This is a genomic window from Ignavibacteria bacterium (assembly GCA_016707005.1).
Classification (GTDB): Bacteria; Bacteroidota; Ignavibacteria; order Kapaibacteriales; family Kapaibacteriaceae; genus UBA10438.
On sequence record JADJIQ010000005.1, the window covers coordinates 611,047 to 637,155 of the forward strand.

The following is a 26,109-nucleotide window of genomic DNA, read 5'->3' on the forward strand; positions in this document are numbered from 1 at the left end:
TAAGGACGAATATACCCACCCTCAATGTCACGGTTATCGAACAACGACCATTGCCTGTGTTCTACGATCGCCGTTCGCTCTCAACTGCACCATGTAGGTGCCACTTGGGAGAGCACTCACGGCGAATGGAGTGGTGTACTCACCTGCGGCTTGTTCTTGATTCACGAGCGTAGCAACGTGGAAGCCGATGCTATCAAACACCTCAAGGCGAATGTACTGCGTGGTGCTAAGGGAGTACCGAATGTTCGCTTCTGAGCGAACCGGATTCGGCGCGATGGGATCAAAACGGAAGCCATTGCCAACTTCGGTCTCGGCAACGCTTGTTGGTGAGGTCTTGATGACGGGAACTGTTGTGAAGTCACCGAACAATACTGTTCGGATCACATTCGGATCGGCACCGAACCACTGTTGCAGAACACTGGCATAGATCTGTCGGAAGTCGTGCTGCATCTTGAGATTGCCGTTCTCCAGATCGGTCAAGCTCGGATTGTTTCCTACAATGCCGTCCTGCACCGGTATACCAAAGAAGAACAACGGAGCAGCCGTGCCGTGGTCGGTCCCCAAGCTTTCATTTGATGCGACGCGTCTGCCGAACTCAGAGAACGTCATCGAAACCACGCGTTCACCTACACCGAGTTTCTCGATATCCTTCTGGAAGGCAGAGACAGCATCGGAAACCTGCTTCAAGAGTCCGGCATGTGCACCGAGAGTTGTGTCCGCTCCATCAACCTGTGCAGAGTGTGTATCGAACCCCGTCATCTGCACCACATAGACCCGCGTCTTCATGCCGCCGGCGATGAGCCGAGCAACGATCTTCAACTGGTCTGCAAGCTTATTCGCTGTTGGATAGGTCTCAATGTTCTGAGCCTTATCTGCAGCGGCCTTGATCACCGTTGAATACTGCATCGATTTGTTCTGCACCTCACGAACGTAGGTGATGTTCTCCGATGCGAACTTTGTTGACGGAAGATCAGAGCCCGGTGCGTCGGAGCCACTGACCAGACGATAGAATGACTCCGGATCTTGCAGAGCGATCCCCATGGACTGATGCTGTAAGCCGGTGAGTGCCAAACCAACAACAGCCGACATCTGAATGGCGATCGGATCGGGCATCGTTGTGTTCGGATATCCCTCGGGATAGTTTGGATACTCTCCATTGAGATACCGTCCAAGCCAGCCTGTGGTCTCATTGATGTTGGAAGCGCTGCCACTCATCCAGATATCGGTTGACCGAAAGTGCGAGAGGTTCGGATTCGGATAGGTAACGCCCTGCACGAGATTCACCTTCTTCTGTCCCCAAAGCTCATGGATGCCGGTCATCACAGGATGAACACCAACGTCATCCCGGAACTTCAAGACCTTGTTCTCGGGGATGGCAATGTTTCCCCGAAGCCCCATATACGTACTGTAGTCACTCAACGGGATCACGGTGTTCAGTCCGTCGTTACCACCATTGAGCTGGATAAGGACCAAGACTCTGTCGGTCTCTGTTTCTACGTTGAAGAGATCGTGCAGTGCCGGACCGTCAAATGCATGAAGCGGGATCCCGTTCATGAACATCGGAAGAGCTAGTGCACCGGTTGTGCGTGCGAGGAATGATCTGCGATCGATTCCGTTCTTGGGCGTTTGGTTTTTCATGTTCAGCTCCTCAACCAAGTTGGAATTCCGCCATGCGGAACATGTATTTGAAAAGCCGATCAAGATTGGTCTTCACGGCGGTCCTGGCAGCGGCGTTGGACTGATTACTGAAGTAGGCATTCCACACATCGCCCCATTCATAATATCGACCACCACTCATCAGAACTTCTTCGGCTAGCATCATCCTGGTCTCTTCGGAGAACGGGACAGCGAACATCAATTCATTGATCTGATCGATCAGTTTGAGTGAATCCTCTACGTCGGTGAATGTCTTCACAAACTCCGGCGAGTCCAGGATTGGCTTCCGCCCGAGTGCATTATTGTTCACGAGCAGGGAGTCCGTGAACCCATTGCGAAGTGGCAGAGTAGCTGTTGTTAGCCAAATGCGGTAGAAGTCCGGTGACTGGTAGTATGCCTCCCATCCCGCAACACTCGCCGGTTCAACGAGATCCATCTGCAATCCTGCCAGTGCGGTTGGGAACGCTTGATAGAACCGATTATACAACGAAGGGTCCGTTGGGGGTGTCCAGGTCGTAGCGGTTCGCATCAGTCCCAACACGAGATCTGCCGGACTCCGCAACTGAGCGCCGCGGAGTTCTGCTTCAAAGAAGTGTTCGGATGCAAGTAGCTTACGCAACACCGGTCCAATCACAAATCCATTCTGCTTGAGTTCTGATGCCAGCGGGATGAGAACCTCATCATCCACTTCCGGCGGTACATAACTGTTCACGAACCAGCGATAGAGCTTGCCAACGATGTAGTGCGCGGTGGCATTCTGTTCGAAGATCATATCGATCATCTCGTACAGCTCGTCTTTTCCGCCATTGACGCCCGTGCGCCCCTTGATCACCTTGTTCTGATAGCGCTGTGAGAACTGCTTGTCCGTTGTGTCGTGATTGTTTGCAACGAATACAGTATTCGGATTGTCGGCGAACATCGGCGGAGTCTTCGGCTCATTGTCGCGCAGATCCCTGTCACCCGTTGTGAACACAAGATCTCTCGTACCAAAGTCTCTCCACCCGGTGAGGACCTTGGCTGCAGCCTGCACGTCTTGTTCAGTATACGTAGTGTAATCGCCCTGAGAGATCTCCGGTCCCTTACCGATGGTAAAGAGCTCTTGCAGTTCACGTCCGTAATTCTCGTTCGGACTCTTCTTTGTGTTCGTGTTGCCGTTGAGGTATCGGAGCATTGCTGCATCAAGGGAGACCCTGCGCGTCATGTCCTTGAAATTGCCGAAGGCATTCGCGCGAAGGTAGGCAAGCAGGTTGAAGGAGAAGATGCCATTCTGCACCGCACTCATTTCTGTTGCGAAATGGTTGGACCAGAAGACTGTGAGCTTTTCATGGATCGAGACGGGGTCGTGGATCATGTTCCGAACCCACCAGGTCTTCGTGATCCCATTGTAGAAGCCGCTCCCCTTTGTCACGTCATAGCCAGTTGACGTGGACGGGTCATTCCTGTCGGAGATCACCACCGTCTTTGTCCAGACCTGACCTTCATCTGGCACCCACTTCGATCCATCAGCCGAATTCACGGGAGGATCCTTCTTGGGAAGGGGCGTGAAGAGCTTGGTAAGGGTCTTGTCCAACCCATCTTTCACCGCCTGGTTCAACTGCTCATTGGATGCGCCGAAAGAAGCTCGCCGCAGCAAATGTGCTGCTTCCCTCCTCGTCCAGGCTCCGGAATATGCCGTAAGCTTTGCCATAGTTCCCTCGTGCTTGAGTTCTGCTCTTTCCCTCGTTCCATCAAACCCGGCCTCAGTGTTCATAAGGCATAAGGGGTTTAATACGTGGAATATACCATGATGATGAGGAGAGTTACGACGTAGGGGCGAGGCCCCGCCTCGCCCGGGGCAACGGTGTTATACCGGGGTTACGGGGTTACGGAGTTACGGGGTTACGGGGTTACGGGGTTACGGAGTTACGGAGTTACGAGGTTACGGGGTTACGGGGTTACGGGGTTACGGGGTTACGAGGTTACGACGTTACGGGGCGTCGTTACGCGTTTGATGGCGGAATTGAGCGAGTTTTCGTTCTCCACGAGGTCTTGGGCGGTTGCATTGATCATCCGCACCTTCCGGATGTCAATGAAGGATAGTCTACGGCGGACGATCGATTGAAGGAGACAGATCTCGATGTAGTTAGAGAGAAATGCAACGTATTCAAGCGGAAGGGGCTTACGAACAACAAATCCGAAGCGTTCGATGGTGTGGCTTGAGAGGAAGTACATCGTTCCGCGAAGCTTGGTATCCATTGGTACTTCGCCGGCTCTGATGGCATCGAGGAGCCCCTTGATCCCAACTCCCAGATGACTGAGGAGGATCTGCTGGCTCACGTTCTTTTGCCCAAAGAAATCCCAAGTAGTGCCGAGATGCAGTTCCAGCCTGCCGGATCCAAAGGGCTGTGTGAAGAACATCGGCGAATAGTAGCGATACAGGCCCAACCGTTTGAAGAGTGGTGTTGTGATGTAGCGGCCCACACGAAAGGCGAGCACAGCCACAAACACCCATAGAAGACTCAGCCCAATGGTAGCGAGTATCATGGTACCAACATCGTCCGGATAACGTTATCGGAACGTGATGTTCACGGTGTGCAACAGTAACCTCTGCGCAACATCACCATGAGCTAGTTTTGTGCAATGGCAAAGTCCCTTGGCACGATCGCACTGGAGAATACACTTACACCGTTCAATGTGGTGAATGTGGTTCTCGTTGCGGGACTGTATTCCGTCTATCTCCTCAATGATGATCAGCGCCTTGCTCTGGACTCCGTAGGGATCATTACGGTGATCGTTGCCAACACGGCCATCGCCATCGTTCAGGAATGGCGGGCACACCGGACGCTCGAAAAGGCCGTGTTATCGGTGAAGACGGCTGATGTCCATGTAGACGATGTCCTCGTCATCAAACGCGGGGACGTAATACCTGCAGACGGCATCGTGGTCACCTCTGAAGAGTGCGAGCTAGACACATCGCTTCTTACCGGTGAGACACATCCCCTAACACTGCATATCGCGGACGTTGTTCATGCAGGCACGTTCTGTGTTGCCGGTGCCGCTACGATACGCGTGACGGCCGTTGGACATGACACAATGGCACAGCGAATTGAAGCAACCGCAAAACGTGTCGATCTCACTGCTTCGCCCCTTCAAAGAACGGTCAACAAGATCTTTGAATGGTCCTTCGTCATGGCTCTGGTTCTCGCCCTCATCGATGTATCCGTAGGCGCAACAACCATCCTCCATGATGTGGACCGTGTTCGTCGTGTTGCAACTCTTCTGCTGGGTCTCATCCCGGAAGGTCTCGTATTCTTCTCGACCATTACCCTCACATTGGGTCTCATTCGCATCGCACAACGAGGCGTGGTGGTGCAGAAGCTGGCAGCATTGGAATCGTTCTCTCGTGCAAGCGTGGTCTGTTTGGATAAGACTGGCACGCTGACAATGAACCGGCTACAGGTGGAGCGCATAGTCCCCATCGGTGCCGTTTCCGAGTCAGAATGTAGGGGGCTCCTTGGCTCCTTTGCCCGTTCCATTGGTGATGAAGGACAGGTCATCGAAGCACTGCAACGCGCTGACACACAGTCGGAACCGCTTGATCCAGTACAACGCATCCCGTTCTCTTCGTCGCGTAAGTACAGCGCGCTTCGATGGGAATCCGGACCGTGGTACACTCTTGGTGCTGCCGAACGTGTACTCACAATAGCGCATGCTGAATGGGAGACGATCGACAGATTGGTAAAGGCGAACGGAATCGATGAGATGCGAACCTTGGTCTTCGCTCGGTCTGGTGAAAACGGTCACGATGTAGTGGGCGCAACCATGGAGCCCCTTTGTTTGATCTCGCTGGATGATGAGATCAGACCGGAAAGCGCTGCTACCCTTCAGCTCTTTGATGAGATGGGGATTCGCACGATGATCCTCACCGGCGACGCACCGGGTCCGGTTCGATCGTTGCTGCGAAGGCTAGGCCTGGAACATTCGGACATTGACGTGAGGTCCCGACTCTCTCCAGAGGACAAACAGGAGATCGTACGGACGCTGCGCACCACGGAGCATGTTGTGATGATCGGTGATGGTGTGAATGATCTGCCGGCCATTAAGGAGGCATCGGTTGGGATCGCTATGTCGGACAGTGCTCCTGTCACAAAGCTTGTGGCCGACGTTGTTCTTGAGCATGCCACGTTCGCTGAGTTCCCGGAGATGATCGCCGAAGGAAGAGCAGCCATTCGCACCGTCCTCAGTGTTGCGAAGCTCTTTCTTGCAAAGAACGTGATCCTTGTTGCGATGAATGCCTTTGCCGCGATCAACATTGCACCGTATCCGCTTACGCCTCGCCGCGGAGCACTTCTCAGCATCATCTCTGTTGGCATACCATCGATGTTCCTCGCGGCAACGGCACGCGTACGCAGAACAACCCATCATTTCATTCGAGAATTGTTCACGTTCGTTGCCGTAGCCGGATGCAGCGCCGTTGTTTCATCGCTGTTGGTTGCCAGCATGTTTTCAACGTCAGTCGATCTTCATGATCGTATGTTGTTTGCATTCCTTGGCAGCCTTTGTTGGTCATTCATTGTGGTGGATGACCTTCCGCGATCAACGCGTATGTGGGCAGGAGTGGTTGGATTCTCCAGCCTCGCGTTGTCCATTGCGCTTGCCCTGACGGATGTTTCTGTATTCCCGCTATCGGTCATTCAGAGCTTCTATGAGATCGGTGGTCCGGGAAGCATGACCGGCGTTGGCATCATCGGCTGCGCCGCCATCGGCATAACGTTTTCCATCGCTGGTCATGGTCTCATGCGTTGGGTATCTTCGCGAACCCACCAACACAAAGCATGATCGTGAGCCCCCTTCGCATTCGCATCATCATCGTACTTGTCTCGCTTCTTCTGTTCGTGCCGTTCCTTGGAAGCGTTCGGCTCTTCGATTGGGATGAGGTGAACTTCGCTGAATGTGCACGCGAGATGATCGTATCGGGCGACTATCTCCATATGCAGATAGACTACCGTCCGTTCTATGAGAAGCCCCCTATCTTCATCTGGCTTCAAGTAGCGTCGATGAAGGTCTTTGGGATCAATGAATTCGCTGCACGACTTCCCAATGCCCTCATCGGTGTAGTGTCCATGCTCGTTCTGTTCAGCATTGGATCCCGAGTGAACGGTACGCGTTTCGGCATCCTATGGTGTGTTGTATACGCAGGATCCTTGCTCCCGCACTTCTATTTCCGATCCGGCATTATCGACCCACTCTTCAACCTCTTCATCTTTTTGAGTGTTTGGTCGATGATAGGGGGCAGACCAGCCAGATTCGGTGACTGGGGTACGGGTCTCTATGCAGGCATGTGGGCAGGCCTTGCCGTGATGACAAAGGGTCCGGTAGGCTTTGGCCTCGTGATGCTCACCACTGCCGTTGCATGGATCGTCCTCCGCAAGCAGATGCCCCTTCCCTGGAAACAGGTCTTGGGAGCGACCATCTCAACCGTGCTTGTTACATCCGTCTGGTTCGGTGTTGACTATCTCCAGAACGGTCCAACGTTCATCATGGAGAACCTTTCGTATCAGGTTCGACTCCTTACCACGGGGGATGCCGGCCATGAACAGCCTTGGTACTACCACAGCATCGTGCTCCTCATCGGTTGTTATCCTGCATCGATCTTCTTCTTTGGCGGCATACGTGCACATGGATCGGAAGGGGCTCAACAGCGCGTGATGCGGATCTGGATGACGGTGCTGTTCTTTGTGGTCCTGGTGGTGTTCTCTGTGGTGAAGACGAAGATCATTCACTACAGTTCAATGACCTACCTTCCGCTGACCTATTTAGCAGCGCTTGCCATTGAACGTTGGATCTCGGGTGCATCACGTTGGACCTGGCGCAGAACCGCCGCGCTTGTAGTGATCGCCGTTCCCGTATCGATCCTGTGTTTTCTCGTGCCGTTGGCCTTTATGAACCGCGACTGGCTTCTCGCTCTGCCAACCTTTCGCGACCAGTTTCTTCGAGCTGCCATTCAAAGAGACGGTGGATGGATCGGCTATGAACCCTACGTGTCGATCGTGCTCGTTGCAGGACTTATCGGTGCATTGCTCGCAAAACGTACAAACCAACCCTTGATATCGATCGGAGTGTTATTCGGAAGTGTGATGCTCTTCATTTCCCTGTTCCTGCCACTCGTTGCACCGCGCATTGAGCCCTATACCCAAGGGGCAGCTCTGGACTTCTACGAGTCTATTCGCGGAAGAGACGTGTATGTAAAGCCCCTTACAATGAAGAGCTATGCCCATCTCTTCTACACTGCCAAGCCGCTATATCTCAGCGGCGCAGCCAAGGGTATTGGAGCTGATGATTGGGAGCCATGGCTGCTCAACGGTCCAGTGGACAAGCCAACCTATTTCGTAGCCAAGGTGAATGACGCCGAGAAATGGCGGTCGCTCCCCGTTCTCCGAGTGATCAAGGAGGAAGGGGGCTTTGTAGTATTCGAACGGATCAAGGCTTCTCAGGTGCCGGGAACGCAGAGCCATAGCCACTGAGTTCGATCTTCTCGTAACCAGGTAACGTTGTGTTCAGGACTGCCTGCACGTTGAACATGCCGGCTTTCTGCGGTGTATAGCGAAACTCGATCTCTGCGGTCTGACCCTTGGTTAGCGTCAGCGGCATAGGTGTGACGATCCGTACACCTTCTGATGGGGACGATGCTATGATCGTCACCGTGGTATCAGCATAGACAGTGAGTCCAACCAGCGCCCTTGAAGAAGCGCCTACATCTACTCTGTCAAATGCCAAGAAACTCGTAGCCAGTTGGATCGGACGTTGCACGAGGACCTTAAGACGCAGGACATGCGCTCCCGATGGGTCGTTGCTGAAGACCGTGACGTACTTCGATAGCTCACCGCTTCCGGTAGGAAGATTCAGTGTGATATTGATTGACGTTTCTTCGCCGGGTAAGAGGGTATCGTCTTCAATGGGTGCCGTGGTACAACCACACTGTACTCGCACATTGGAAATGATCAGCGTGCTGTCTCCAACGTTCTTCACCGGTACACGATACTTTACGCTTTGTGTTTCTGTGAGGGGTCCGTATGGCGTAACGGTTCCCCAGTCAACCTCGTTCTGCATCCCTAGCTTCGGCTGTGCATACCCCATCCCGCTTACAAGGACAAGCATTACCAGAACGTGACGTAGTTTACTCATGTTATGACCTCGATCTCACCAATAATGGCCGTGATAACGGCGTGTACAACCTTTTGCATGTCCGTTCTAACGGTGAACGAACCGCCGCATGTCTATCAAGGCGATGACAGAGCCCCTTCTCAAGAGATCGGTGTGACCCATCTTTCGCGTGCGGCTCGGATCGCTCGACAACACGGCGTTGATTCTACCTTCGTTGCATCCTTGCTGCGAACACCACAGACAGCATTCAACGACCGATTTGTGCGTATCAACGTCACAAACTACGCGCAGAAAACGGATTACTCACATAACTACAACGACCTAGGCGTACGGAAGGTCCGAGAGTTTGTAGACAAGCACGATTCCATCCTAACCCTCGTTGATTCCGTGTACAGCGTTCCGCCGGAAGTGATCGCATCCCTTCTTTGGGTTGAATCCAAACACGGCACTGTTCTCGGGAAGTATCACGTAGCAAGCGTCTATCTCAGCGTCTTGCTCTCATGTGAACCCGAGTTCTTGGAGCAAAACACAGCGTCTGTGATGTCGAGTATGGGGCTTGACTCAACCAAACTCGACAGCGTGCAAAAGGTTGTTGAACGCAAGGCGGTCAAGAAGGTAGCATGGGCTGCCGATCAACTGAAAGCTCTCGCTGAGATCGACAAGCGGGGCACGTTGAATCCTTACACACTTCAAGGGTCTTGGGCCGGAGCATTCGGCATGACGCAATTCTTGCCATCGTCCTATCTCTCGTGGGCCGTTGACGGAGACAAGAATGGCGCCATCGATCTCAACGATCTGGATGACGCCATCTTCAGTGTAGCGAATTATCTCAAGACGAATGGTTGGGGTAGGAGCACCGCTCAACAACGGGCGGCAGTCTTTCACTACAACAACAGTCAGGCCTACGTTGATGCCGTGCTTACGCTTGCTCAGCGATCGAGGCCTCGGCCAGACGCTCCGCCTCGCTGATGAATCGTTCGATGAAGTTCAAGCCTGTACTCCAGAACGTTGGGTCGTTGATATCGATCCCAAACGGCGTAAGGAGATCCTTCGGACACTTCGAGCCGCCATTTGCCAACAACCGCATGTACTTCGGAGTGAAGTCTTCCGGGTCCTTCTTGAAGATCTCATAGAGTGCCAGCACAAGTAGCTCGCCGAACGCATAAGCATAGACATAGCCCGGCGTATGGATGAAGTGTGAGATGTAGGACCACCACATTTCGTATCCGGGAGACAGAATGATGCTATCGCCGAACTGGTCACGCTGAGTACGCACCCAGATCTCGTTGATCTGCGCCAGGCTCAGCTCACCTTGTTCGTGACGTGTTGTGTGCATTGCTTCTTCGAATCGATTGAGGGCGATCTGGCGGAACACCGTTGCGATCATTCCATCGAGCTTCGACATCACAAGAGAGAGTCGTTCGGTGTCTGTAGTCGCACCTTCGTAGAGCTTCTTGAAGGTGATCATCTCGCCGAATACACTAGCCGTTTCTGCGATCGTCAACGGAGTATCCATGAGCAACGGCCCCTGTTGACGAGACAGATACTGGTGGATGCCGTGACCAAGTTCATGAGCCAACGTCTGCACATCGCGGGCGGTGCCTGTGAAGTTGACGAAGACGTACGGATGGACCGATGCTATCGTGCCTGCGCTGTAAGCGCCAGAGCGCTTTCCCTTACGAACAGGAGCATGGATCCAGTTCTTTTCAAAGAACATCGTAGCGATCTCGCCGGCCCGTGGATCAAAGCTTGAATAAGCATCGATCACAAGATCTCTCGCTGCTTCCCACGTCCACGTTGTTGTCTCGGATCCCACTACAGCATTGCGGTCGTAGTCATGAAATTCATCCAGCCCAAGAAGTCGTTGCTTCACACTGTAGTATCGACGAACGAGATCGTAACGATCAACAACGGCATTGATGAGTGTCTGCACTGACTCGTCGGAAACTTCATTCTCGAGGTTCCGAGATGATATCCACGATGGAAATCCTCGAAGGCGTTGATTGGTCTCGCAGTCAGCAATGACGGTATTGAATACAAAGGCGTGTGTCTTTGCTTCCTCAGCAAGTCCGGCTGAAAGCGCTTCTGTTGCCGCCTTGCGGGTCTCTCGGTCCTTCTCATAGCTCAACTTTGAGATCGCCGCCAACGTGAGCTCTTGACCATTGAATCTGAAAACCTGGCTATTGGCCACTTCGTCATGCAAGCGAACCCAGGATGAACGCGCCGTGATGGACTTTGCCGAAAGTGCGCGTTCCACATCTTCTGAAAGTGTGAATGGTTTGAATTCGAGGACACGCTCAAGCCAATGTCGCCTGCTCAACAACTCAGGTGCTGAGAGAAGCTCACTGAAACGTTTTTCCGGGAGATGAGAAAGTTGCGTAGACACAAAGATCAGTTGACTCGAGGCTCTTGAAAGTGTCTCGCGCACTGTCTGCAAGAGGCGTCCGAACTCCGTATTCTCAGAATCCGTAGACCAAAGAAGATTCGTATAGGAACCCATTCGATCAAAGGTTTCGACGAGGTTCTCATATTCTTCGACCATTGTCACGAATTCGGGAATACTGATCTCGTCAAGTCTTCCATTCCATTTTCCGCGGAATGACTGAGCTCTCTTTTCGATCGAGGCAAGATCGCCGCCAAGGCCGGCCTCATCAATGCCTGTGTAGAGATCTGTGAGGTCCCATTCGATGTTTTCGGCTCCGGTTTGGGAGGCCTTTGTTGGATCTGTCGTCATTGTCGTAGAGTAACCATGATGGGAATACAGCTGCTTGTGGTACTTTTCGGCCATGGCCGAACCACGAATGTACAGAAGGAACGTCTATCATCAGAGAGAAGTTGCATGGCTTCTCCTTGTTGCTTCGAGCGCCCTTCTCATCGCCTACCGCGTTCCAACAGTACTGGCGTATCACAAGATCTTTGATGTTCCATGGTTCATCATTGAGATCCTGATCACGGCAGTGTTCATTGTTGACCCATTCGTCAAGTTCGCTTCAGCTCGCCAACGTGGTCCTGAGTTCGTCCGACGGTATGTCCGAACCTGGCTTCCATTCGATGTGATCTCGGCACTGCCAATTGTACTTTTCATTGGCAGCTCTCCTGCATCGTTGTTGATGCTGTTGAAGATCATTCCTGTGTTTGGCTCTCTCTCTCATTGGAGATTGCAGCTCCGACGTGGGAGTAACATAGTGCGCTTTGTCCAGTTCGCCTATATCCTTGCCATCGTCATTCACCTTGTAGCCTGCGGATGGCTAGTACTCCGTTCACAAGGTGGAGAGGTTACAGAGGATCGCTATCTGGAGTCGGTCTATTGGACTGTGACCACTATGTGTACCGTTGGCTACGGAGACATCATCCCGAATAACAACATTCAGATGATCTACGCCACTGTGGTGATGCTCGTTGGATATGTTCTCTTCGCATATCTCGTTGGAAACATCGCCTCACTCTTCAACACTGTAGATCCGCTCCGACAGGAGCACGTGCGAACGATGGACCAGGCATCCTCGTTCATGCAGTATCACAACGTGCCGTCGCACTTGCAGCACCGGATCGTTGACTATCTCGGCTATATGTGGGAACGTAAGGTAACGTACGACGAAACCTTTATGCTGGACATGCTGCCATGGGGCTTGCGGTCTGAAGTGTCCATGTACTTGCGCCGCGAAGTGATCGAGCGTGTTCCTTTCTTCCGTGAGGCGAGTGAAAGTTTCATCCGCGAGGTTGCCGATTCACTTCGCCCTATCGTGGTCACACCGGGAGAATTCGTGTTTCGCTATGGAGACAGAGCCCGTTACATGTACTTCATCAGTCACGGCAGTGTTGAGGTGCTGAGTGCCGAAGACAAGCTGATAGGAACCCTTCAGACAGGCGACTTTTTTGGCGAGATGGCATTACTGGAGAAGCGTCGCAGGGGTGCCAGTATCCGCGCCATTGAATACACAGACCTCTACGTTCTTGATGCAACGGCATTCGATCACATCCTCACGAGTTTCCCCGAGTTTAGAGATGTGATGGAACAGGTATCCAGTGACCGGTCTACGATGGTGTCTGAGCTTCGCCGAATGGTTCAGTGACCGTACCCGCTTACGGTACGATCCTGTAGATCATGCGTGGGAACGGGATCACTTCTCGAATATGATCGGCACCGGTGATCCATTTCACCGTACGTTCTACTCCTAAGCCAAAGCCGGAGTGTGGCACGGAGCCAAACTTGCGCAGATCCAGATACCACTGGAATTCTTCCTGTGGCAGTTCCTCGTGTAAGATCCGTTGCAGAAGCAGATCGTGATCGTCCTCACGTTGTGAGCCACCGATGATCTCGCCAGCCCCCTCCGGAGCAAGCATGTCCATTGCCAGAGCTACCTTCTGATCTGCGGGGTCGCGCTTCATGTAGAACGCCTTCACCTCAGTTGGATAGCGGTGAATGATACACGGCTTATCGAACTGCTGCATGATCGCTTCTTCCTGTGGTGCCCCAAAGTCTTCGCCCCATGGGAAGTCAACCTGGATCTCTGTACCGTCTGCCTGTTTACGGTTGAGCTTCACGTTGTTTTTGTTGAGCCACTCCACTGCCTCTGTGTAGGACATGCGGTAGAAGGGGCGACGCACAGCTTCAAGCTTTGACACATCACGGCCAAGTGTTGCAAGTTCACGCGGACATGCCTTGAGCACACTCTGCACGATATACTCAACAAGGTCTTCTGCCAGATCCATATCGTCGTTCAGATCAAAGTATGCCATCTCCGGTTCCACCATCCAGAATTCCGTGAGGTGACGTCTGGTCTTGGACTTCTCAGCGCGGAACGTTGGTCCGAAGGTATAGACCTTACCAAGAGCCATTGCACTGGCCTCGGCGTAGAGCTGGCCCGACTGAGTGAGATAAGCCTTACCGAGATCGAAGTACTGCGTCTCAAACAACGTTGATGTGCCCTCGCACGCATTTGGTGTGAAGATCGGAGAGTCCATCAAACGGAAACCGTTTCCGTCGAAGAAATCGCGAATGGCCTTTACGACGATAGACCGTACACGCATGATCGCATGCTGACGAGCAGAGCGAAGCCAGAGGTGACGGTGCTCCATCAGGAACTCCACGCCATGCTCCTTGGGCGTGATCGGATAGTCGCGCGAGATCTGCCAAACTTTTACATTCGTCACATCGAGTTCAACACCCGTTGGAGAACGCTCTTCTTTTCTCACGGTTCCAGTGATCGAAACACTCGATTCTTGTGTGAGGGATTGTGCCGCTGCGGCGATCTCTTCCGATACATTCGGTTTGAAGAGGACGCACTGAACTATTCCGCTGCCATCACGAAGCTTGAGAAAGATGAGTTTGCCTTTTTCCGTTTTGTCGTACACCCACCCGTTCAGGGTGATCTCTTCTCCGATGTGCGAATCGAGATGTTCAACGGAAATGTAGCTCTTGTAGCGCGATGACATGTGGTACCTGCGGGGTCTTGGTTCAAAACGAACCACAAATCTACGACGAGCCGACACCACAGCCGAAGACTTACATCAAACGGAAGCCGACCGAGAGATGCACAAAGATGTTCTGAACCGTCCGATCAACCGTTGCAAAGTCCTGACTGAAGATGCTCGTAAGCCCATATATCCCCCTCAGATCAACCCGTAGGTCCTCAAAGATCTGGTATTGTCCACCCACCTGCAGCCCCATATCAAAGCCCTGCATCCGCTCACCGAATTCCAGATTTTTCGTGACAACCTCGGGTCGGATCCCAACAGTCCCTACTCCGGTAGCGTTGCTCTGCGTTTGGATCATCCATCCCACATAGCCCCCTGCCAATAGTCCCCATTGAGACGATGGTTGGAAGCGAGCCAGCACGGGCAACTGAAGGTAGTCTGTGATGAATGCACCGGTTGCCTCACCGGTGAACGTTGTATTCACTTCCAGAACCGTTGTGGAACCGTCCGGTGTTGTGATCGCCACCTTGTCGATGTAGGGCTGGTCTTCAAGGGGCGTATCGAACGTTGCTTCATAGCGAACGAATTGCGGTTCCATGCTTACGGACCAGGTGGCAGACACAGGCACGTCTAATGTCAGTCCGCCAATGAAGCCTGGCACCGGAGACCCGGAGGAACCTTCAGGAACATTACCCACAGGAATGGGAGCACCAACACAGGCGCCGATGCGGATATGGAGAGCAAGGGTGTTGATCGGCGCAACATCCTGTGCGATGACGTGGCATGTCATCAACAAAGCGACACAGATCGTCGCAGGCCATTTCAATGGATATAAAATCCAAGTGAGCGTGCCACAAGAGCGCCGTTGAGATCTCGTGCTGCGAGGAACCACATTCCGCCTCTGCATTGAGAGAGATCCACCTTGCCGTCGGAGCTTACTTGACCAAGGTTGAGCGACCGACCAGTGAGATCCACTGCTTGAACGGACCGTACACGCTCAGCATTTGGGATAGTGGCCGTGGTGCCGGACACGATGATCGCTACTGGTGTTGCTGATTCATGAACATCTGAGGTTGACCACGAGAAGGAAAGGTCATCTACCCATAACGTGGAACCAACGCTCCCTTTGAAATTCTCTCCATCAGCGCTGGATGCTGCTACGACCGACATCGAATCCGGCGCTTCATCAAACAACGGAATGATGACGTCAAACTCCGTCCAGTTTGTCGTTGCTGATTTGATCGAGATACGCGCCTCGTGGATCACAACCCTGGCATTGCCATTCCAACGTGTGAACATTGCATAGACAGCGCCGGAGTCCGTGCCAACAGGTTGATAACGATAGAAGCCGCGGAAATGCGACGGGACAGAGCCCGCAAACGGAATACCCCGCCTGGCGCTCGAAACTGGGTTAGCCAGATTCAACTTGAACACACCGAGGAACATTGAGCCGGATGCTATCTGTCCAAAGATGGAACGTGTTGTGAGTTTTGCTGCGAATTGTCCGCTATGAGCTTCGGTTGTTTTTTCACAAACCGGGTCGGTGCCAGGAGCAACATGGATAACACCATTGCCCGACGTCCAACCATCATTGGGTTCTTCATAGTCCTTGAAGGTGCCGGAACCGGGAACAAGCGTCCACGTCTCTAGTCCCCCGTTTGGTACCTGTTGTTGGGCACTGACCATGCCGAACATCACGATGCTCACAACGACAGCGATCACAAACCTCATAGTTCCTCCGATTGTTCGGAGCGAAAAATGGCGAATTTTGCGACATGCATAGCCCCCTGACCCTTAAGCGAACAAACGCCGTTGTCCTAAGCTCTACGTGGAGTGATGGATTTTCTTCCAGCATCCTCCTATCGGACCTACGAGAGGCATGCCCCTGCGCGCATTGTTCCGGGGAGGAGATCATGGGTCAAACCGTGTTCATCGGGATGAAAACGTTTCAGCCCGGAATGAATGAACTGGAGGCTCTCACGCCGGTTGGCAACTATGGCGTGCAGGCATCGTGGAAGGACGGACATGACACCGGCATCTACACATGGGAGATGCTACGACAGCTATTCGAGCTCAAGAAGCTCCGAGCCGAGACCCTTGCAGAGATCGATAAGCAAGTAGGGTAGGTGGTAGGGGGCTGATCATCGCGTGAGATTCTCGAGGATCACAAACGGGATGGCATTCTTCACCCAGTAGTCTACGAGGTCTTTGCGACCCTTCACTTCCATAACAAGGGATCCGAGGATCAGATCGAGATCCCCATCGTGGTCGATGTCCCCAGAGTCCATTACGATCCAACGTCCAGCGCCAACCTCGGGAAAGGTTGAAGTAGTATATGTTCCCCGTCCCTCGTTCTCGTAGTAGACAAACCCACGAATAGGCTTTTCATTGTGGTCCGGGAAGAACGAGATCGCAGAGATATCGGTATCGCCATCCAAATCGAAGTCTGCGGCTATCGCACTGTAAGCGCCGTGGAGAGGAAGGAACAAGGTGTCTGTAAACCTGTTCTTACCGTCGTTGAAGAAGACCCTCACACCGTGATACGGACGAAGCAGCGGACCGAAGTCTGCATTGTCGCCAGCACAGTGGATTATGTCGTTGTCGCCATCAGTATCGATGTCTTGAATAGCAAAATAACTGGAGCCCCATGACGGAGGAAACTGCAGTACAGTTTCGGCTTCAAAGGAACCATCACCATTGTTAATGAAGGCGGTGATGTTTTCATTGCCTTGAGCAAACAAAGCAACTACATCTAGTAGGCCATCACGATTCCAATCTCGGATCTCTACACGAGTAGCTCCAGGACCTTCACGCAACGAGATCCGTTCATATTCGCCCTTCTTCTTGCATTTCCACCAAGAAAGTCCACCCGTCCACTTTCCGAACTCACAGACAACGATATCATCTTCGCCATTCGCATCGAGGTCTGCAACAGCATGGTGGACGGGGCGTTGCAGTCCGGTGATGACCTCGGAAATGGAACGTTGAGGATCGGAGGGTATCCAAACCACCTTCCCAGTAGGTGCATCGGTAGGAGAGAACGATCCCATGATGGTGGCGATACGTGCTTCATCATTCGACGTGATCCATGCCGGCGCCTCTCCCGTGCTATCGCGGCGTATCACTGAAAGCTGTGGCGTGAGTGAGAATACATTCCCACTCACAGCATCACCGATCGTAACAGATCCGGTTTTGTCGTCGATGTTCACAAAGGTTGTTGACGGCGGTTGAAGTGAGAACGCAGGGCGCACGGCCTTAAACGTTTGGGAAACCGTCAATCGTGTCACTGTAGGTTTTGGCAGCTTAGAAGGGGCATTGCGGACATAGTAGTCTCGGACCTTCTTCCAGGTACGTGCGTCTATCGTAGGAACTTCCGGGTAAACGTTATGCGTGGTGATATACGTTTCGGCAGCACCCTTTTCGATTAACGAAGCCCTCGAGACACCCTTGGGATAGATCCCAAGGAACGTTCCCATTCGGGGTAATACAACGTCCCGCCATGATCTCTTGTCGAGTAGTTCTGGGGTTGGGGCAGAATGACAACTGCCACATACACGAGCCGATAACTGTGCCGTTGATTCGCGCGACGATTCCTGAGGCCACGCTTCTTCAACGCTGCAAAAAAGCAGGAAAAAGACGATAAGCATACCCCAACCTACACTAATAGATTAACGTGGGTGTTACCCTATTATCTCAGCGGTCATACGAAGCTCCTGGAGCTCTGCATCATGGATAACAATCGTCTTTTCTACACCGTCCGGTTGCAAGCCAATCCTCGAGTAGAATCCTATTGCCTGCAAATTCTCTTTGAGTACCCAAACGATAACATGAGTGTATCCTATCGAAGCAAGTGACTCTTTAGCATTCTTCCATAGTGCTTGACCAACACCCCTTTGTATTGCGTTTGGATGAATATAGATGGCCCAGAGTTCTGCCGTGGTTGGGTGTGCATCATCGTCCCTGCAATAGCCACTGTAGCACCAGCCGACGATGACATCATCAATCTCAGCAACGATCAATTTGCATGTGGTTCTCGAAAAGGACCGCATCCATCTCGCGGCGCTATCATCTACACTCATTGTGTCGAGAAACTCTTGCGGAACGATTCCTTTATAGGTGCTCTGCCATGATGCCACGTGAATCTCTGCGATCGCGTGAACATCATCCGGCGTTGCGTCTCGTACGAGCATACTCATTTTGCAAAGTACTCTGTGTACCATGGTGTGAGATGATGATCGGGCTTTCCGATGGAAACGAACTCCGGAGCCTGGCATAGGATGAGCAGCCGCTCGAGTGAGGCATAGTCTCGCTGACTCAATACGGGGATCCCGGCTTCCAGCAGCATTGCTGCAGCAACACCAACCCCTGCGGTGTACTTGCGTGGTTCGGTGAACCTGCAGCCATCGGAGATCACCTGACTTCCACATGCTGCGCTAGCATCGGTTAGGACTGCGAGTTCTATTCTACGATCCACAGCATACTCAACCATCTTCTCGGCTCCGCGGATCATCCCTACTGTGAGATCTGCACCGAACTGGTCGAGGACCCTTGCCGTGCCTCTTAGGACACCAAACCCGTCGCCGCCATGAATATCAGGCATGGTACGGGGCGTACCAATACCCGCATCTTCCGGACAGAATCCAAGAGCTTCAACCGTAGGAAGTGAAACGAGAGGCGTGAGCGCACCGCCCATTCCGTAATCACTTCCATCAACACCGCACTTCAGTCCAAGGATACAACCGCTGATTAGTACTCGAAGCGGATCTTCAATGGATGGTTTTCGTAGAGTATTCCAAAGCCTAGGGGAATGCGCAAGAAGCATCTGATGGAACTGGTCGGAGTTGCTCATGGTGGTTCAGAAATGAAGTTCGTAGTCGACCTTCTCACTGCAGTTCGTGATGTCCAGTTCTGGTCGCGGGTATGCACACGTTGTTTTTTTAGGATCGCTGCCCATCAGCGCTTTGTTCACAAACGTGATCTCAACGGTGTCTGGGAAGTCATTGATCTGACAGTAGCCACCATAGTTGTTTGAATGAATATGAACGATATCAAAACGTTGTTGCAGTTCCTCGATAGCGTTATTGAACGTCTCACTATCGGAAACCAAATCATGAAACTCAGCAGTGATCACACTGATCGAACGCTCATGTGCAACGATCTGCGAGATGACCTCATACTCACTACTCTCGATATCCATCTTCAGGAAGACCGAGTGATCTCGTGATGGTGTGGCCATACGCATGAGCGTATTGAAGGAAATGCAACCAACGCGGTCATCAGATGCTACCATTTTTCGAACATGAACGCTCGGCTGGGTAAAGAGTCGGAAGTAGTCGCCATAGTGCTCACGCAAACGGGTATACTTTCTTCTCTTCTGGTCGTTACGCAGTATCGTATAGATCCAGTTCTTGATCGTGCACCGAACGAGTCCGAACATGAAGGTCCTCGGTTGGATGGAATGGTCCACTCCGATGATCCGCAGAGCAGGATTACGTTCCTGCATTTCCATGTCAAACGTCCACTCTTCTGCCAGTCCCAGGGACAAGAGGACATCGGCTGTATCGACGAGTTTGTCCGGTACAACGTACCCTCCATCACCATTACGATTTCCTAGACGAATAAGGTCAGCGTATTCATAAGGTCTGAGTGTCTTTTTATTGATCATCATGAAGGCATCCGTTGTTGATTTCTATTCCAACAATCCAATCTAACAATCTACCTTTCTAACAATCTACCTTTCTAGCACTCTAACTCTCCACCATTCTAGCACTCTGACATATTAGCATATTTGCATCATGAAACGCATCATCCGTTCCCCTCGCGGCACCGAACTCACATGCAAGAATTGGCAGATCGAAGCTGCCTATCGCATGATCCAGAACAACCTTGATCCGGAGAATGCTGAAAAGCCAGACGAGCTCATTGTCTACGGTGGTTTGGGCAAGGCAGCACGGAATTGGGAGAGCTTCGATGCCATACTATCGTGCTTGCGAGAGATGGAGGTTGACGAGACCCTGCTCGTTCAGAGCGGAAAACCCGTGGGTGTTGTCAAGACTCATGAAGGGGCTCCTCGGGTCATCATTGCAAACTCGAACCTCGTTCCGAAATGGGCCACATGGGATGAGTTTCGAAGGCTCGATGCCCTTGGCCTGATCATGTACGGTCAGATGACGGCGGGCTCATGGATCTACATCGGCACCCAAGGCATCGTGCAGGGCACCTATGAGACATTTGCTGAATGTGCCCGTCAGCACTTTGGCGGCACGCTGAACGGACGCTTCCTGCTCACCGCCGGCCTCGGCGGTATGGGTGGTGCTCAGCCCCTTGCCGCTACTATTGCCGGAGCGGCTGCGCTTTGTATTGAGATCGACGAGGAGCGGATCGATAAGCGGATCCGCGACGGGTATTGCGACCGAAAGATGTTTGACCTCGATGCTGCATTGGCCGTGATCAGAGAATACCAGGAAAAGCGCGAGCCGATCTCCATTGGTCTTGTTGGGAATGCGGCAGAGATCCTGCCGGCATTGGTAGAACGCGGGATCATCCCGGACGTGGTGACAGACCAAACATCTGCGCACGATCCGCTCAATGGATATTACCCAGCCGGGTTGAGCAAAGCCGAAGCAGATAGTCTGCGGATCTCAAACCCCGACGAGTACTTGAAACGAGCCTACACGAGCATTGGCGCCCACGTGCGTGCAATGCTGGCCTTCCAGGCCAAGGGTGCTGTTACGTTTGACTACGGAAACAACATCCGTGGCGTGGCAAGGGATTTTGACGGCGTGGCCAATGCCTTTGACTTCCCGGGCTTCGTTCCCGCATTTGTACGCGAGTTGTTCTGTGACGGCAAGGGTCCGTTCCGCTGGGTTGCCCTCTCGGGCGATCCCGAGGATATCCGGGTGACCGATGACGCGATCATGGAGTTGTTCCCGGAGAATGAGGCCCTGCACAAGTGGATCCGTGAGGCACAGAAGCACATCGGATTCCAGGGTCTGCCGGCCCGGATCTGTTGGCTTGGATACGGGGACAGAGCCAAGGCGGGAAAATTATTTAACGACCTCGTACGCGACGGTAAGGTCAAGGCCCCCATAGTGATAGGCCGAGATCACCTCGATTGCGGAAGCGTTGCTTCGCCGCACCGTGAAACCGAATCGATGAAAGATGGTTCTGATGCTATAGCCGACTGGGTATATCTCAATTTTGCTCTTAATGCCGTTGGCGGGGCAACCTGGGTATCCCTCCACCACGGTGGCGGCGTTGGAATGGGTCTGTCACTTCACGCCGGAATGGTGGTCGTAGCTGATGGAACTATTCAAGCCGAAGAAAAGTTGGCACGAGTGTTGACTTATGATCCCCTAATGGGCATCTTGCGTCACGCCGATGCCGGTTACGATCGAGCGATCTCTAACTCACGAAAGTTTGGCATAGAAATACCACTACCTCTTTCTTGACCTCATCGGTCACTAACACAGGACATAATGGCATAACTGCTACGTCGTTTTTTCAGCCGACCTGACATATCGGCAGAACAATTTCACATACACGTAGCTGGAGGTGTCATGAAGGCAACCGACTTCCGTCGCAAGACGGGTATCACGCCAAGTCCGCGTTGGACAAGAAGTGGAATCACCACAGAGGGTAGTAATGCCATGGATCTAGCTCTGCAGATCGAACAGCTCTTCCGCACAGATCGGAAGAAATATCTCGGATTCATCCGCCAGCGTGTCCGCAACCAAGAGGAAGCGGAAGACATCCTACAGGATGTGTTCGCCAACGTGCTTGCTGCGTCCAAGGACGTGAACAAGCCGATCGACAACCTTGCGTCCTGGGTGTTCACATCCGTGCGCAACCGGATCATCGACTCCTACCGCAAGAAGCGGACAGACAGCTTTGCCGATCTCGGCACGGCCGAGCAAAAAGAAGAGGGAATGGATCATGTGGAGCGCTTTTTGGGCGATTTCTCCTACAATCCGGAACAAGACCTTGTCCGCAAGACCATTTGGGAAGCTGTGATCGAGGGGCTCGAAGAGCTCCCGGCCGAACAAAAGTGGGTCTTCGTAAAAAATGAATTCGAGGGTGTATCGTTTAGAGAGATGTCCGAGGAAACGGGTGTGAACATCAACACGCTCCTCGCACGTAAACGTTATGCTGTGCTGTACCTTCGCAAGAAGCTTCAGGAGCTGTACGACAACGTAAACGATTAGTAAGCCCCCTATGTCGTTATTGACGACCAAAACAGCCCGCTCGATGATGTACCTTCTTGGCATCGGCGGGCTGTTGGTATGTAATGGGCTGCTTGTCTCCGTGATCTGGAACGAGCTATTGTATGAAATGATGGGCAATGACCACCGGCTCACCTTCCTTGAGGGAACCGGGATCACGGCCTTTGCCTACGTGGTAGTTTTTGCCGTGAAGTATGGCAGTGCAACAGGGTCCATCGCCTCGAATAGAACATCACGGCAACCTGTAGAGCGTGAGAGTGGCGTGGCCAAGAAATGCGCCGGCATGACGCCTGAGCAGCGCGCTGCCCTACGTCAGGAACTGGTTCAAACCTGCGGATGCCGAGAAACAGAAGCGAAGTAGTACTTTCGCCCAGCTGATTCTCAATCATTTCCGGGGCAGAACATGAGCATGATCTCCGAATTCAAAGAGTTTATCTCCAAGGGCAACGTCATCGATCTCGCAATAGGCGTGATCATTGGCGGTGCATTCGGCGCTATCACGGCATCGCTAGTCAACGACATCATCATGCCTCCGATCGGCATGATCCTCGGTGGGATCAACTTCACGGACATCGCAACAACGCTAAAAGCCGCAGGTCCAGACGGCAAGGGTGCCGTTATGATCAACTGGGGCAAGTTCTTCCAAGTTGTCCTCAACTTCTTGATCATCGCCTTTGTGATGTTCTTGGTTGTGAAGACCGTCAACGCCATGAAGCGCAAACAAGAAGACGCACCTGCTGCACCTGCTGAACCATCAGATGAAGTGAAGCTCCTTACAGAGATCAGAGACTCGCTACGGAAGTAGCATACACGGTCTGATGGCCGCTTCCCACACGCATCACGATAACTACTCCCGGAGGACCTCCGCTTGCGAATGATAACGCACGGCGAAGGTCCTCCGGGTCGTTTTCCCAGCCGCGTTTCTTGAAGATGGTTGTGGAGCCCCATCCCAGTTCCCGAATCGACTCCTGAATACGCCGCACAGACACACCCTGATCGATCTTCAGCACTCGATACCGCTCATACCATGGCGATGGAGGGGGCTCCGCATTCATCGCACCATAGGCGATGTGTGGGTCAAAAACGGCGGCACCGATCTCGGCAAAGAAGTCTCCAACTCGACCGCTCGCGATGATGGCGTTGTGCGGTTCGATCAGATACTCAGCGGTTGGCACAACGAACGGATCAAGATCCGTGTTCGCCTGCCATGAAAACTGTCTGTCAACCAGCGTGACGGTGTCGACCGTTATGTGTGAAGACCGCCACAGTATTCGCTCCCGGCACTCCTTTCCAAAGCCCACGAACTCGCTCACATAGCCCGTGGTATCTACGTCGTCGCCCGGACCAACCTTGATCCCAACTACGGGAGCAGAAGGAATACTGGAGAGAGACGGTTCATAGGTTGCCCCGGAACGTTGTCTGCCACGCACGGATCTGCGCGAGGGATCGGCCCAGACACCATCATACGTATTGTCTACGGCGTCGGAAGGGGGCCATGCATTACGTACAACATCCACATTGGTGATCCCAGTTCGATGAAGATTCCCGGCAGTGATGTCGGCGATGATCGGATCTGCTTCAAATGATGTGACCCTGCCTGATACCGCTGCAAGAGCTGCTGCGTCGAGTCCGGCACCGGTGCAGATCTCTAGCACATGCTCGCGTCCGGTGAACGGCACAGCATGATGAGCGGCGATACGCGGATGAGTGCATTGTTCGGCCATTTTGTCGGTGAACAGCCAACCATCTCTGCGTTTGCCAAGGCGTTCAGCCCGGAGCGTGCCGAGTGCTACATCGATGATCAACGATGAAGATGCAGCAACGAAAGGGTCTGTTGAACGACGGACAGATTCGATCAGCGAGGGTGTTGGTGCACCACCAGCCCCTTTCAGCTCAATCATGATCCGGTCGATAAGCCCAACTACCTCGTCTCCGGCAAAGAAAGAAGGACGCTTCATCGAAAACCACGATATTTGTGACATTGTCATCTGATTTAACATCTATTGGGACGAGTCATGAGTACGGGAGCCGACCTAGTCGTCACGCAACTCCAGTCAATGGGGCTGCACAATCTCGGAGACATCAACTACAATCTCACTGCACCTGAACTGTATGAGCACGCACTGTCGTACGAAGAAGGTATTCTCTCCGAACACGGCGCACTCTGCGTGAACTCGGTACCGTACACCGGACGTCGTGCCAACGACAAGTTCGTTGTTGAAGAGGACGGAAGCAAGGAAGATGTGTGGTGGGGTAAGGTGAACAAGCCGTTCTCAACGGAGAAGTTCAACACACTCAAGGCCCGCGTCTTTGCATATCTGCAAGGAAGAGACGTGTATGTCCAGGACCTGATCGCCGGCGCAGATGAGAAATATTCCCTCCCTGTCCGTTTCATTCAAGAAGAGGCATACCACTCGCTCTTCGTACAGAACATGTTCATCAAGGCCACGGATGAACAACTCGAAAACTTTGTTCCCGGCTTTACAGTTGTAACTGTCCCTGGTTTCAAATCGATCCCGGAGATCGACGGCACATTGAGCGAAGTGTTCATCATCCTCAGCTTTGAGCAGAAGCTCATTCTCATCGGCGGCACATCGTATGCCGGCGAGAACAAGAAGGTGATCTTTACGGTACTCAACTACCTCATGCCGAAGCTCAAGGTGATGTCGATGCACTGCTCTGCCAACATTGGCAAGGATGGAGACACTGCGCTGTTCTTCGGTCTCTCCGGCACAGGCAAGACAACACTCTCCACAGATCCGGAACGTGCACTGATCGGTGACGACGAGCACGGCTGGAGTGATGATGGCGTGTTCAATTATGAAGGGGGCTGCTACGCCAAGGTCATCAACCTGAATGCAGAAGCAGAACCGATCATCTTCAATCTCACGCGCACCTTTGGCACGATCCTCGAGAATGTCGACATCGATGAAGACACTCGCGTTATCGATCTCGATTCGCAACTCCACACAGAGAACACACGCGCATCGTATACACGCGAGAACATTCCAAACATCGCACCCGGCAACAAGGGCGGTCACCCAAAGAATGTTGTCTTCCTTACAGCAGACGCCTTTGGCGTAATGCCTCCAATCGCAAAGCTCACACCTGAGCAAGCGATGTATCACTTCCTCAGCGGATACACCGCAAAGGTTGCCGGTACAGAAGCAGGCGTAAAGGAACCATCAGCAACATTCTCTACGTGTTTTGGAGCCCCGTTCATGGTGCACCATCCAAGCGTGTATGCGAATCTCTTGCGCGATAAGATCACGCAACACGGCTCACAAGTATGGCTTGTGAACACCGGCTGGAGCGGCGGACCGTATGGCGTTGGAAGCCGTATGAAGATCAAGTACACACGCGCCATGCTTCGCGCAGCACTCAACGGCGAACTCAACAATGTAGAGTTTGTGAAGGACAGCTTCTTCAATCTGAGCATTCCGGCTTCCTGTCCGGACGTTCCTTCAGAAGTTCTCAACCCGCGCAACACGTGGGCAGACACTGCGGCCTACGACAAGCAAGCCGCACATCTTGTGAATCTCTTCGAAGAGAACTTCACTCAGTTCGCAGATAGTGTTGCGGAGAATGTTCGAAATGCGATGAAGAAATGACGTTATGACAATTATGACGTTATGACTTTTATGACGTCATGACAATTACAAAACGTGCG

At 52.8% G+C, this 26,109-nt stretch carries 23 protein-coding genes; 10 read left to right on the top strand and 13 right to left on the bottom strand.

What is annotated here, in order from left to right; translation table 11 throughout:
* Positions 1-33: 33 nt before the first annotated feature.
* The 3 genes from IPI29_10940 to IPI29_10950 form a co-directional block, all read right to left on the bottom strand.
* Complete coding sequence (locus IPI29_10940; protein MBK7413058.1) at positions 34-1,638, bottom strand: DUF1501 domain-containing protein; 1,605 nt, start codon at positions 1,636-1,638, stop codon at positions 34-36.
* 10 nt (positions 1,639-1,648) lie between these two features.
* Positions 1,649-3,343 carry a DUF1800 domain-containing protein gene (locus IPI29_10945; GenBank protein MBK7413059.1) on the bottom strand — a complete coding sequence of 565 codons (1,695 nt, stop codon included), beginning with the start codon at positions 3,341-3,343 and terminating at the stop codon, positions 1,649-1,651.
* Between the two features lie 263 nt (positions 3,344-3,606).
* Complete coding sequence (locus IPI29_10950) at positions 3,607-4,179, bottom strand: hypothetical protein (GenBank protein ID MBK7413060.1); 573 nt, start codon at positions 4,177-4,179, stop codon at positions 3,607-3,609.
* A gap of 96 nt (positions 4,180-4,275) precedes the next feature.
* Between IPI29_10950 and IPI29_10955 the strand changes: the two genes are divergently transcribed.
* Positions 4,276-6,474 carry an HAD-IC family P-type ATPase gene (locus IPI29_10955; GenBank protein ID MBK7413061.1) on the top strand — a complete coding sequence of 733 codons (2,199 nt, stop codon included), beginning with the start codon at positions 4,276-4,278 and terminating at the stop codon, positions 6,472-6,474.
* Complete coding sequence (locus IPI29_10960; protein ID MBK7413062.1) at positions 6,471-8,159, top strand: glycosyltransferase family 39 protein; 1,689 nt, start codon at positions 6,471-6,473, stop codon at positions 8,157-8,159. The genes IPI29_10955 and IPI29_10960 overlap by 4 nt, the downstream gene beginning before the upstream one ends.
* On the opposite strand, the gene IPI29_10965 is transcribed toward IPI29_10960, so the two are convergent.
* On the bottom strand, positions 8,116-8,820 hold the full coding sequence (locus IPI29_10965; protein MBK7413063.1) for a DUF1573 domain-containing protein: 705 nt from the start codon (positions 8,818-8,820) through the stop codon (positions 8,116-8,118). The genes IPI29_10960 and IPI29_10965 overlap by 44 nt on opposite strands.
* A gap of 57 nt (positions 8,821-8,877) precedes the next feature.
* Between IPI29_10965 and IPI29_10970 the strand changes: the two genes are divergently transcribed.
* The gene (locus IPI29_10970) at positions 8,878-9,768 is read left to right on the top strand and encodes a lytic murein transglycosylase (protein MBK7413064.1); all 891 of its coding nucleotides are present in this window, start codon (positions 8,878-8,880) and stop codon (positions 9,766-9,768) included.
* Here the strand turns inward: IPI29_10970 and IPI29_10975 are convergent.
* Entirely contained in the window at positions 9,719-11,587 is a 1,869-nt protein-coding gene (locus IPI29_10975) for a M3 family oligoendopeptidase (protein ID MBK7413065.1), read from the bottom strand. The two genes, IPI29_10970 and IPI29_10975, sit on opposite strands and share 50 nt — an antisense overlap.
* Between IPI29_10975 and IPI29_10980 the strand changes: the two genes are divergently transcribed.
* Positions 11,586-12,872 carry a cyclic nucleotide-binding domain-containing protein gene (locus IPI29_10980; protein ID MBK7413066.1) on the top strand — a complete coding sequence of 429 codons (1,287 nt, stop codon included), beginning with the start codon at positions 11,586-11,588 and terminating at the stop codon, positions 12,870-12,872. The genes IPI29_10975 and IPI29_10980 overlap by 2 nt on opposite strands.
* Positions 12,873-12,882: 10 nt before the next feature.
* Here IPI29_10980 and asnS read toward each other — a convergent pair whose 3' ends face one another.
* From asnS to IPI29_10995, 3 genes are all read right to left on the bottom strand, one after another.
* Complete coding sequence (gene asnS / locus IPI29_10985) at positions 12,883-14,235, bottom strand: asparagine--tRNA ligase (GenBank protein MBK7413067.1); 1,353 nt, start codon at positions 14,233-14,235, stop codon at positions 12,883-12,885.
* Between the two features lie 70 nt (positions 14,236-14,305).
* Positions 14,306-15,007: a PorT family protein gene (locus IPI29_10990; protein MBK7413068.1), complete on the bottom strand. Its 702-nt coding sequence runs from the start codon at positions 15,005-15,007 to the stop codon at positions 14,306-14,308.
* A 32-nt stretch (positions 15,008-15,039) separates the two neighbouring features.
* Positions 15,040-15,948, bottom strand: coding sequence for a PCMD domain-containing protein (locus IPI29_10995; protein ID MBK7413069.1), 909 nt, complete (start codon positions 15,946-15,948; stop codon positions 15,040-15,042).
* A gap of 44 nt (positions 15,949-15,992) precedes the next feature.
* Between IPI29_10995 and IPI29_11000 the strand changes: the two genes are divergently transcribed.
* Positions 15,993-16,343, top strand: a complete 351-nt coding sequence (locus IPI29_11000; GenBank protein ID MBK7413070.1) for a DUF971 domain-containing protein — start codon at positions 15,993-15,995, stop codon at positions 16,341-16,343.
* 15 nt (positions 16,344-16,358) lie between these two features.
* On the opposite strand, the gene IPI29_11005 is transcribed toward IPI29_11000, so the two are convergent.
* The 4 genes from IPI29_11005 to IPI29_11020 all read right to left on the bottom strand — a co-directional run bounded on the left by IPI29_11005 (position 16,359) and on the right by IPI29_11020 (position 19,885).
* Positions 16,359-17,693 (bottom strand): VCBS repeat-containing protein, encoded by a 1,335-nt coding sequence (locus tag IPI29_11005; GenBank protein ID MBK7413071.1) that lies wholly within the window; start codon positions 17,691-17,693, stop codon positions 16,359-16,361.
* A 204-nt stretch (positions 17,694-17,897) separates the two neighbouring features.
* Positions 17,898-18,413, bottom strand: coding sequence for a GNAT family N-acetyltransferase (locus IPI29_11010; GenBank protein ID MBK7413072.1), 516 nt, complete (start codon positions 18,411-18,413; stop codon positions 17,898-17,900).
* Complete coding sequence (locus IPI29_11015) at positions 18,410-19,066, bottom strand: DUF523 domain-containing protein (GenBank protein ID MBK7413073.1); 657 nt, start codon at positions 19,064-19,066, stop codon at positions 18,410-18,412. The genes IPI29_11010 and IPI29_11015 overlap by 4 nt, the downstream gene beginning before the upstream one ends.
* Positions 19,067-19,072: 6 nt before the next feature.
* Complete coding sequence (locus IPI29_11020) at positions 19,073-19,885, bottom strand: hypothetical protein (protein MBK7413074.1); 813 nt, start codon at positions 19,883-19,885, stop codon at positions 19,073-19,075.
* Positions 19,886-20,012: 127 nt separating this feature from the next.
* Here IPI29_11020 and hutU point away from each other — a divergent pair, with 127 nt between their 5' ends.
* The 4 genes from hutU to mscL all read left to right on the top strand — a co-directional run bounded on the left by hutU (position 20,013) and on the right by mscL (position 23,244).
* Positions 20,013-21,668: a urocanate hydratase gene (gene hutU / locus IPI29_11025; GenBank protein MBK7413075.1), complete on the top strand. Its 1,656-nt coding sequence runs from the start codon at positions 20,013-20,015 to the stop codon at positions 21,666-21,668.
* Between the two features lie 198 nt (positions 21,669-21,866).
* The gene (locus IPI29_11030) at positions 21,867-22,421 is read left to right on the top strand and encodes an RNA polymerase sigma factor (GenBank protein ID MBK7413076.1); all 555 of its coding nucleotides are present in this window, start codon (positions 21,867-21,869) and stop codon (positions 22,419-22,421) included.
* Positions 22,422-22,464: 43 nt separating this feature from the next.
* A complete protein-coding gene (locus IPI29_11035; protein MBK7413077.1) occupies positions 22,465-22,800 on the top strand; it encodes a hypothetical protein in 336 nt (111 codons plus the stop codon).
* A 48-nt stretch (positions 22,801-22,848) separates the two neighbouring features.
* Positions 22,849-23,244, top strand: a complete 396-nt coding sequence (gene mscL / locus IPI29_11040) for a large-conductance mechanosensitive channel protein MscL (protein ID MBK7413078.1) — start codon at positions 22,849-22,851, stop codon at positions 23,242-23,244.
* On the opposite strand, the gene IPI29_11045 is transcribed toward mscL, so the two are convergent.
* A complete protein-coding gene (locus IPI29_11045) occupies positions 23,222-24,397 on the bottom strand; it encodes a hypothetical protein (GenBank protein MBK7413079.1) in 1,176 nt (391 codons plus the stop codon). The genes mscL and IPI29_11045 overlap by 23 nt on opposite strands.
* A gap of 57 nt (positions 24,398-24,454) precedes the next feature.
* Here IPI29_11045 and pckA point away from each other — a divergent pair, with 57 nt between their 5' ends.
* Complete coding sequence (gene pckA / locus IPI29_11050; protein ID MBK7413080.1) at positions 24,455-26,050, top strand: phosphoenolpyruvate carboxykinase (ATP); 1,596 nt, start codon at positions 24,455-24,457, stop codon at positions 26,048-26,050.
* Positions 26,051-26,109 lie beyond the last annotated feature (59 nt).

Bases quoted from the DNA above. Each gene is read 5' to 3' on its own strand.
- IPI29_10965 (MBK7413063.1), bottom strand. From the start codon at position 8,820: ATGAGTAAACTACGTCACGTTCTGGTAATGCTTGTCCTTGTAAGCGGG.
- IPI29_10940 (MBK7413058.1), bottom strand. From the start codon at position 1,638: ATGAAAAACCAAACGCCCAAGAACGGAATCGATCGCAGATCATTCCTC.
- IPI29_11030 (MBK7413076.1), top strand. From the start codon at position 21,867: ATGGATCTAGCTCTGCAGATCGAACAGCTCTTCCGCACAGATCGGAAG.
- asnS (MBK7413067.1), bottom strand. From the start codon at position 14,235: ATGTCATCGCGCTACAAGAGCTACATTTCCGTTGAACATCTCGATTCG.
- IPI29_11020 (MBK7413074.1), bottom strand. From the start codon at position 19,885: ATGATGATCAATAAAAAGACACTCAGACCTTATGAATACGCTGACCTT.
- pckA (MBK7413080.1), top strand. From the start codon at position 24,455: ATGAGTACGGGAGCCGACCTAGTCGTCACGCAACTCCAGTCAATGGGG.
- IPI29_10945 (MBK7413059.1), bottom strand. From the start codon at position 3,343: ATGGCAAAGCTTACGGCATATTCCGGAGCCTGGACGAGGAGGGAAGCA.
- IPI29_11005 (MBK7413071.1), bottom strand. From the start codon at position 17,693: ATGGGAACGTTCCTTGGGATCTATCCCAAGGGTGTCTCGAGGGCTTCG.
- IPI29_10975 (MBK7413065.1), bottom strand. From the start codon at position 11,587: ATGGCCGAAAAGTACCACAAGCAGCTGTATTCCCATCATGGTTACTCT.
- IPI29_10955 (MBK7413061.1), top strand. From the start codon at position 4,276: ATGGCAAAGTCCCTTGGCACGATCGCACTGGAGAATACACTTACACCG.
- IPI29_10960 (MBK7413062.1), top strand. From the start codon at position 6,471: ATGATCGTGAGCCCCCTTCGCATTCGCATCATCATCGTACTTGTCTCG.
- IPI29_10990 (MBK7413068.1), bottom strand. From the start codon at position 15,007: ATGACATGCCACGTCATCGCACAGGATGTTGCGCCGATCAACACCCTT.
- IPI29_11000 (MBK7413070.1), top strand. From the start codon at position 15,993: ATGCATAGCCCCCTGACCCTTAAGCGAACAAACGCCGTTGTCCTAAGC.
- IPI29_10980 (MBK7413066.1), top strand. From the start codon at position 11,586: ATGGCCGAACCACGAATGTACAGAAGGAACGTCTATCATCAGAGAGAA.
- IPI29_10970 (MBK7413064.1), top strand. From the start codon at position 8,878: ATGTCCGTTCTAACGGTGAACGAACCGCCGCATGTCTATCAAGGCGAT.
- IPI29_11035 (MBK7413077.1), top strand. From the start codon at position 22,465: ATGATGTACCTTCTTGGCATCGGCGGGCTGTTGGTATGTAATGGGCTG.
- IPI29_10950 (MBK7413060.1), bottom strand. From the start codon at position 4,179: ATGATACTCGCTACCATTGGGCTGAGTCTTCTATGGGTGTTTGTGGCT.
- hutU (MBK7413075.1), top strand. From the start codon at position 20,013: ATGAAACGCATCATCCGTTCCCCTCGCGGCACCGAACTCACATGCAAG.
- IPI29_10995 (MBK7413069.1), bottom strand. From the start codon at position 15,948: ATGAGGTTTGTGATCGCTGTCGTTGTGAGCATCGTGATGTTCGGCATG.
- IPI29_11015 (MBK7413073.1), bottom strand. From the start codon at position 19,066: ATGAGCAACTCCGACCAGTTCCATCAGATGCTTCTTGCGCATTCCCCT.
- IPI29_11010 (MBK7413072.1), bottom strand. From the start codon at position 18,413: ATGAGTATGCTCGTACGAGACGCAACGCCGGATGATGTTCACGCGATC.
- mscL (MBK7413078.1), top strand. From the start codon at position 22,849: ATGATCTCCGAATTCAAAGAGTTTATCTCCAAGGGCAACGTCATCGAT.
- IPI29_11045 (MBK7413079.1), bottom strand. From the start codon at position 24,397: ATGAAGCGTCCTTCTTTCTTTGCCGGAGACGAGGTAGTTGGGCTTATC.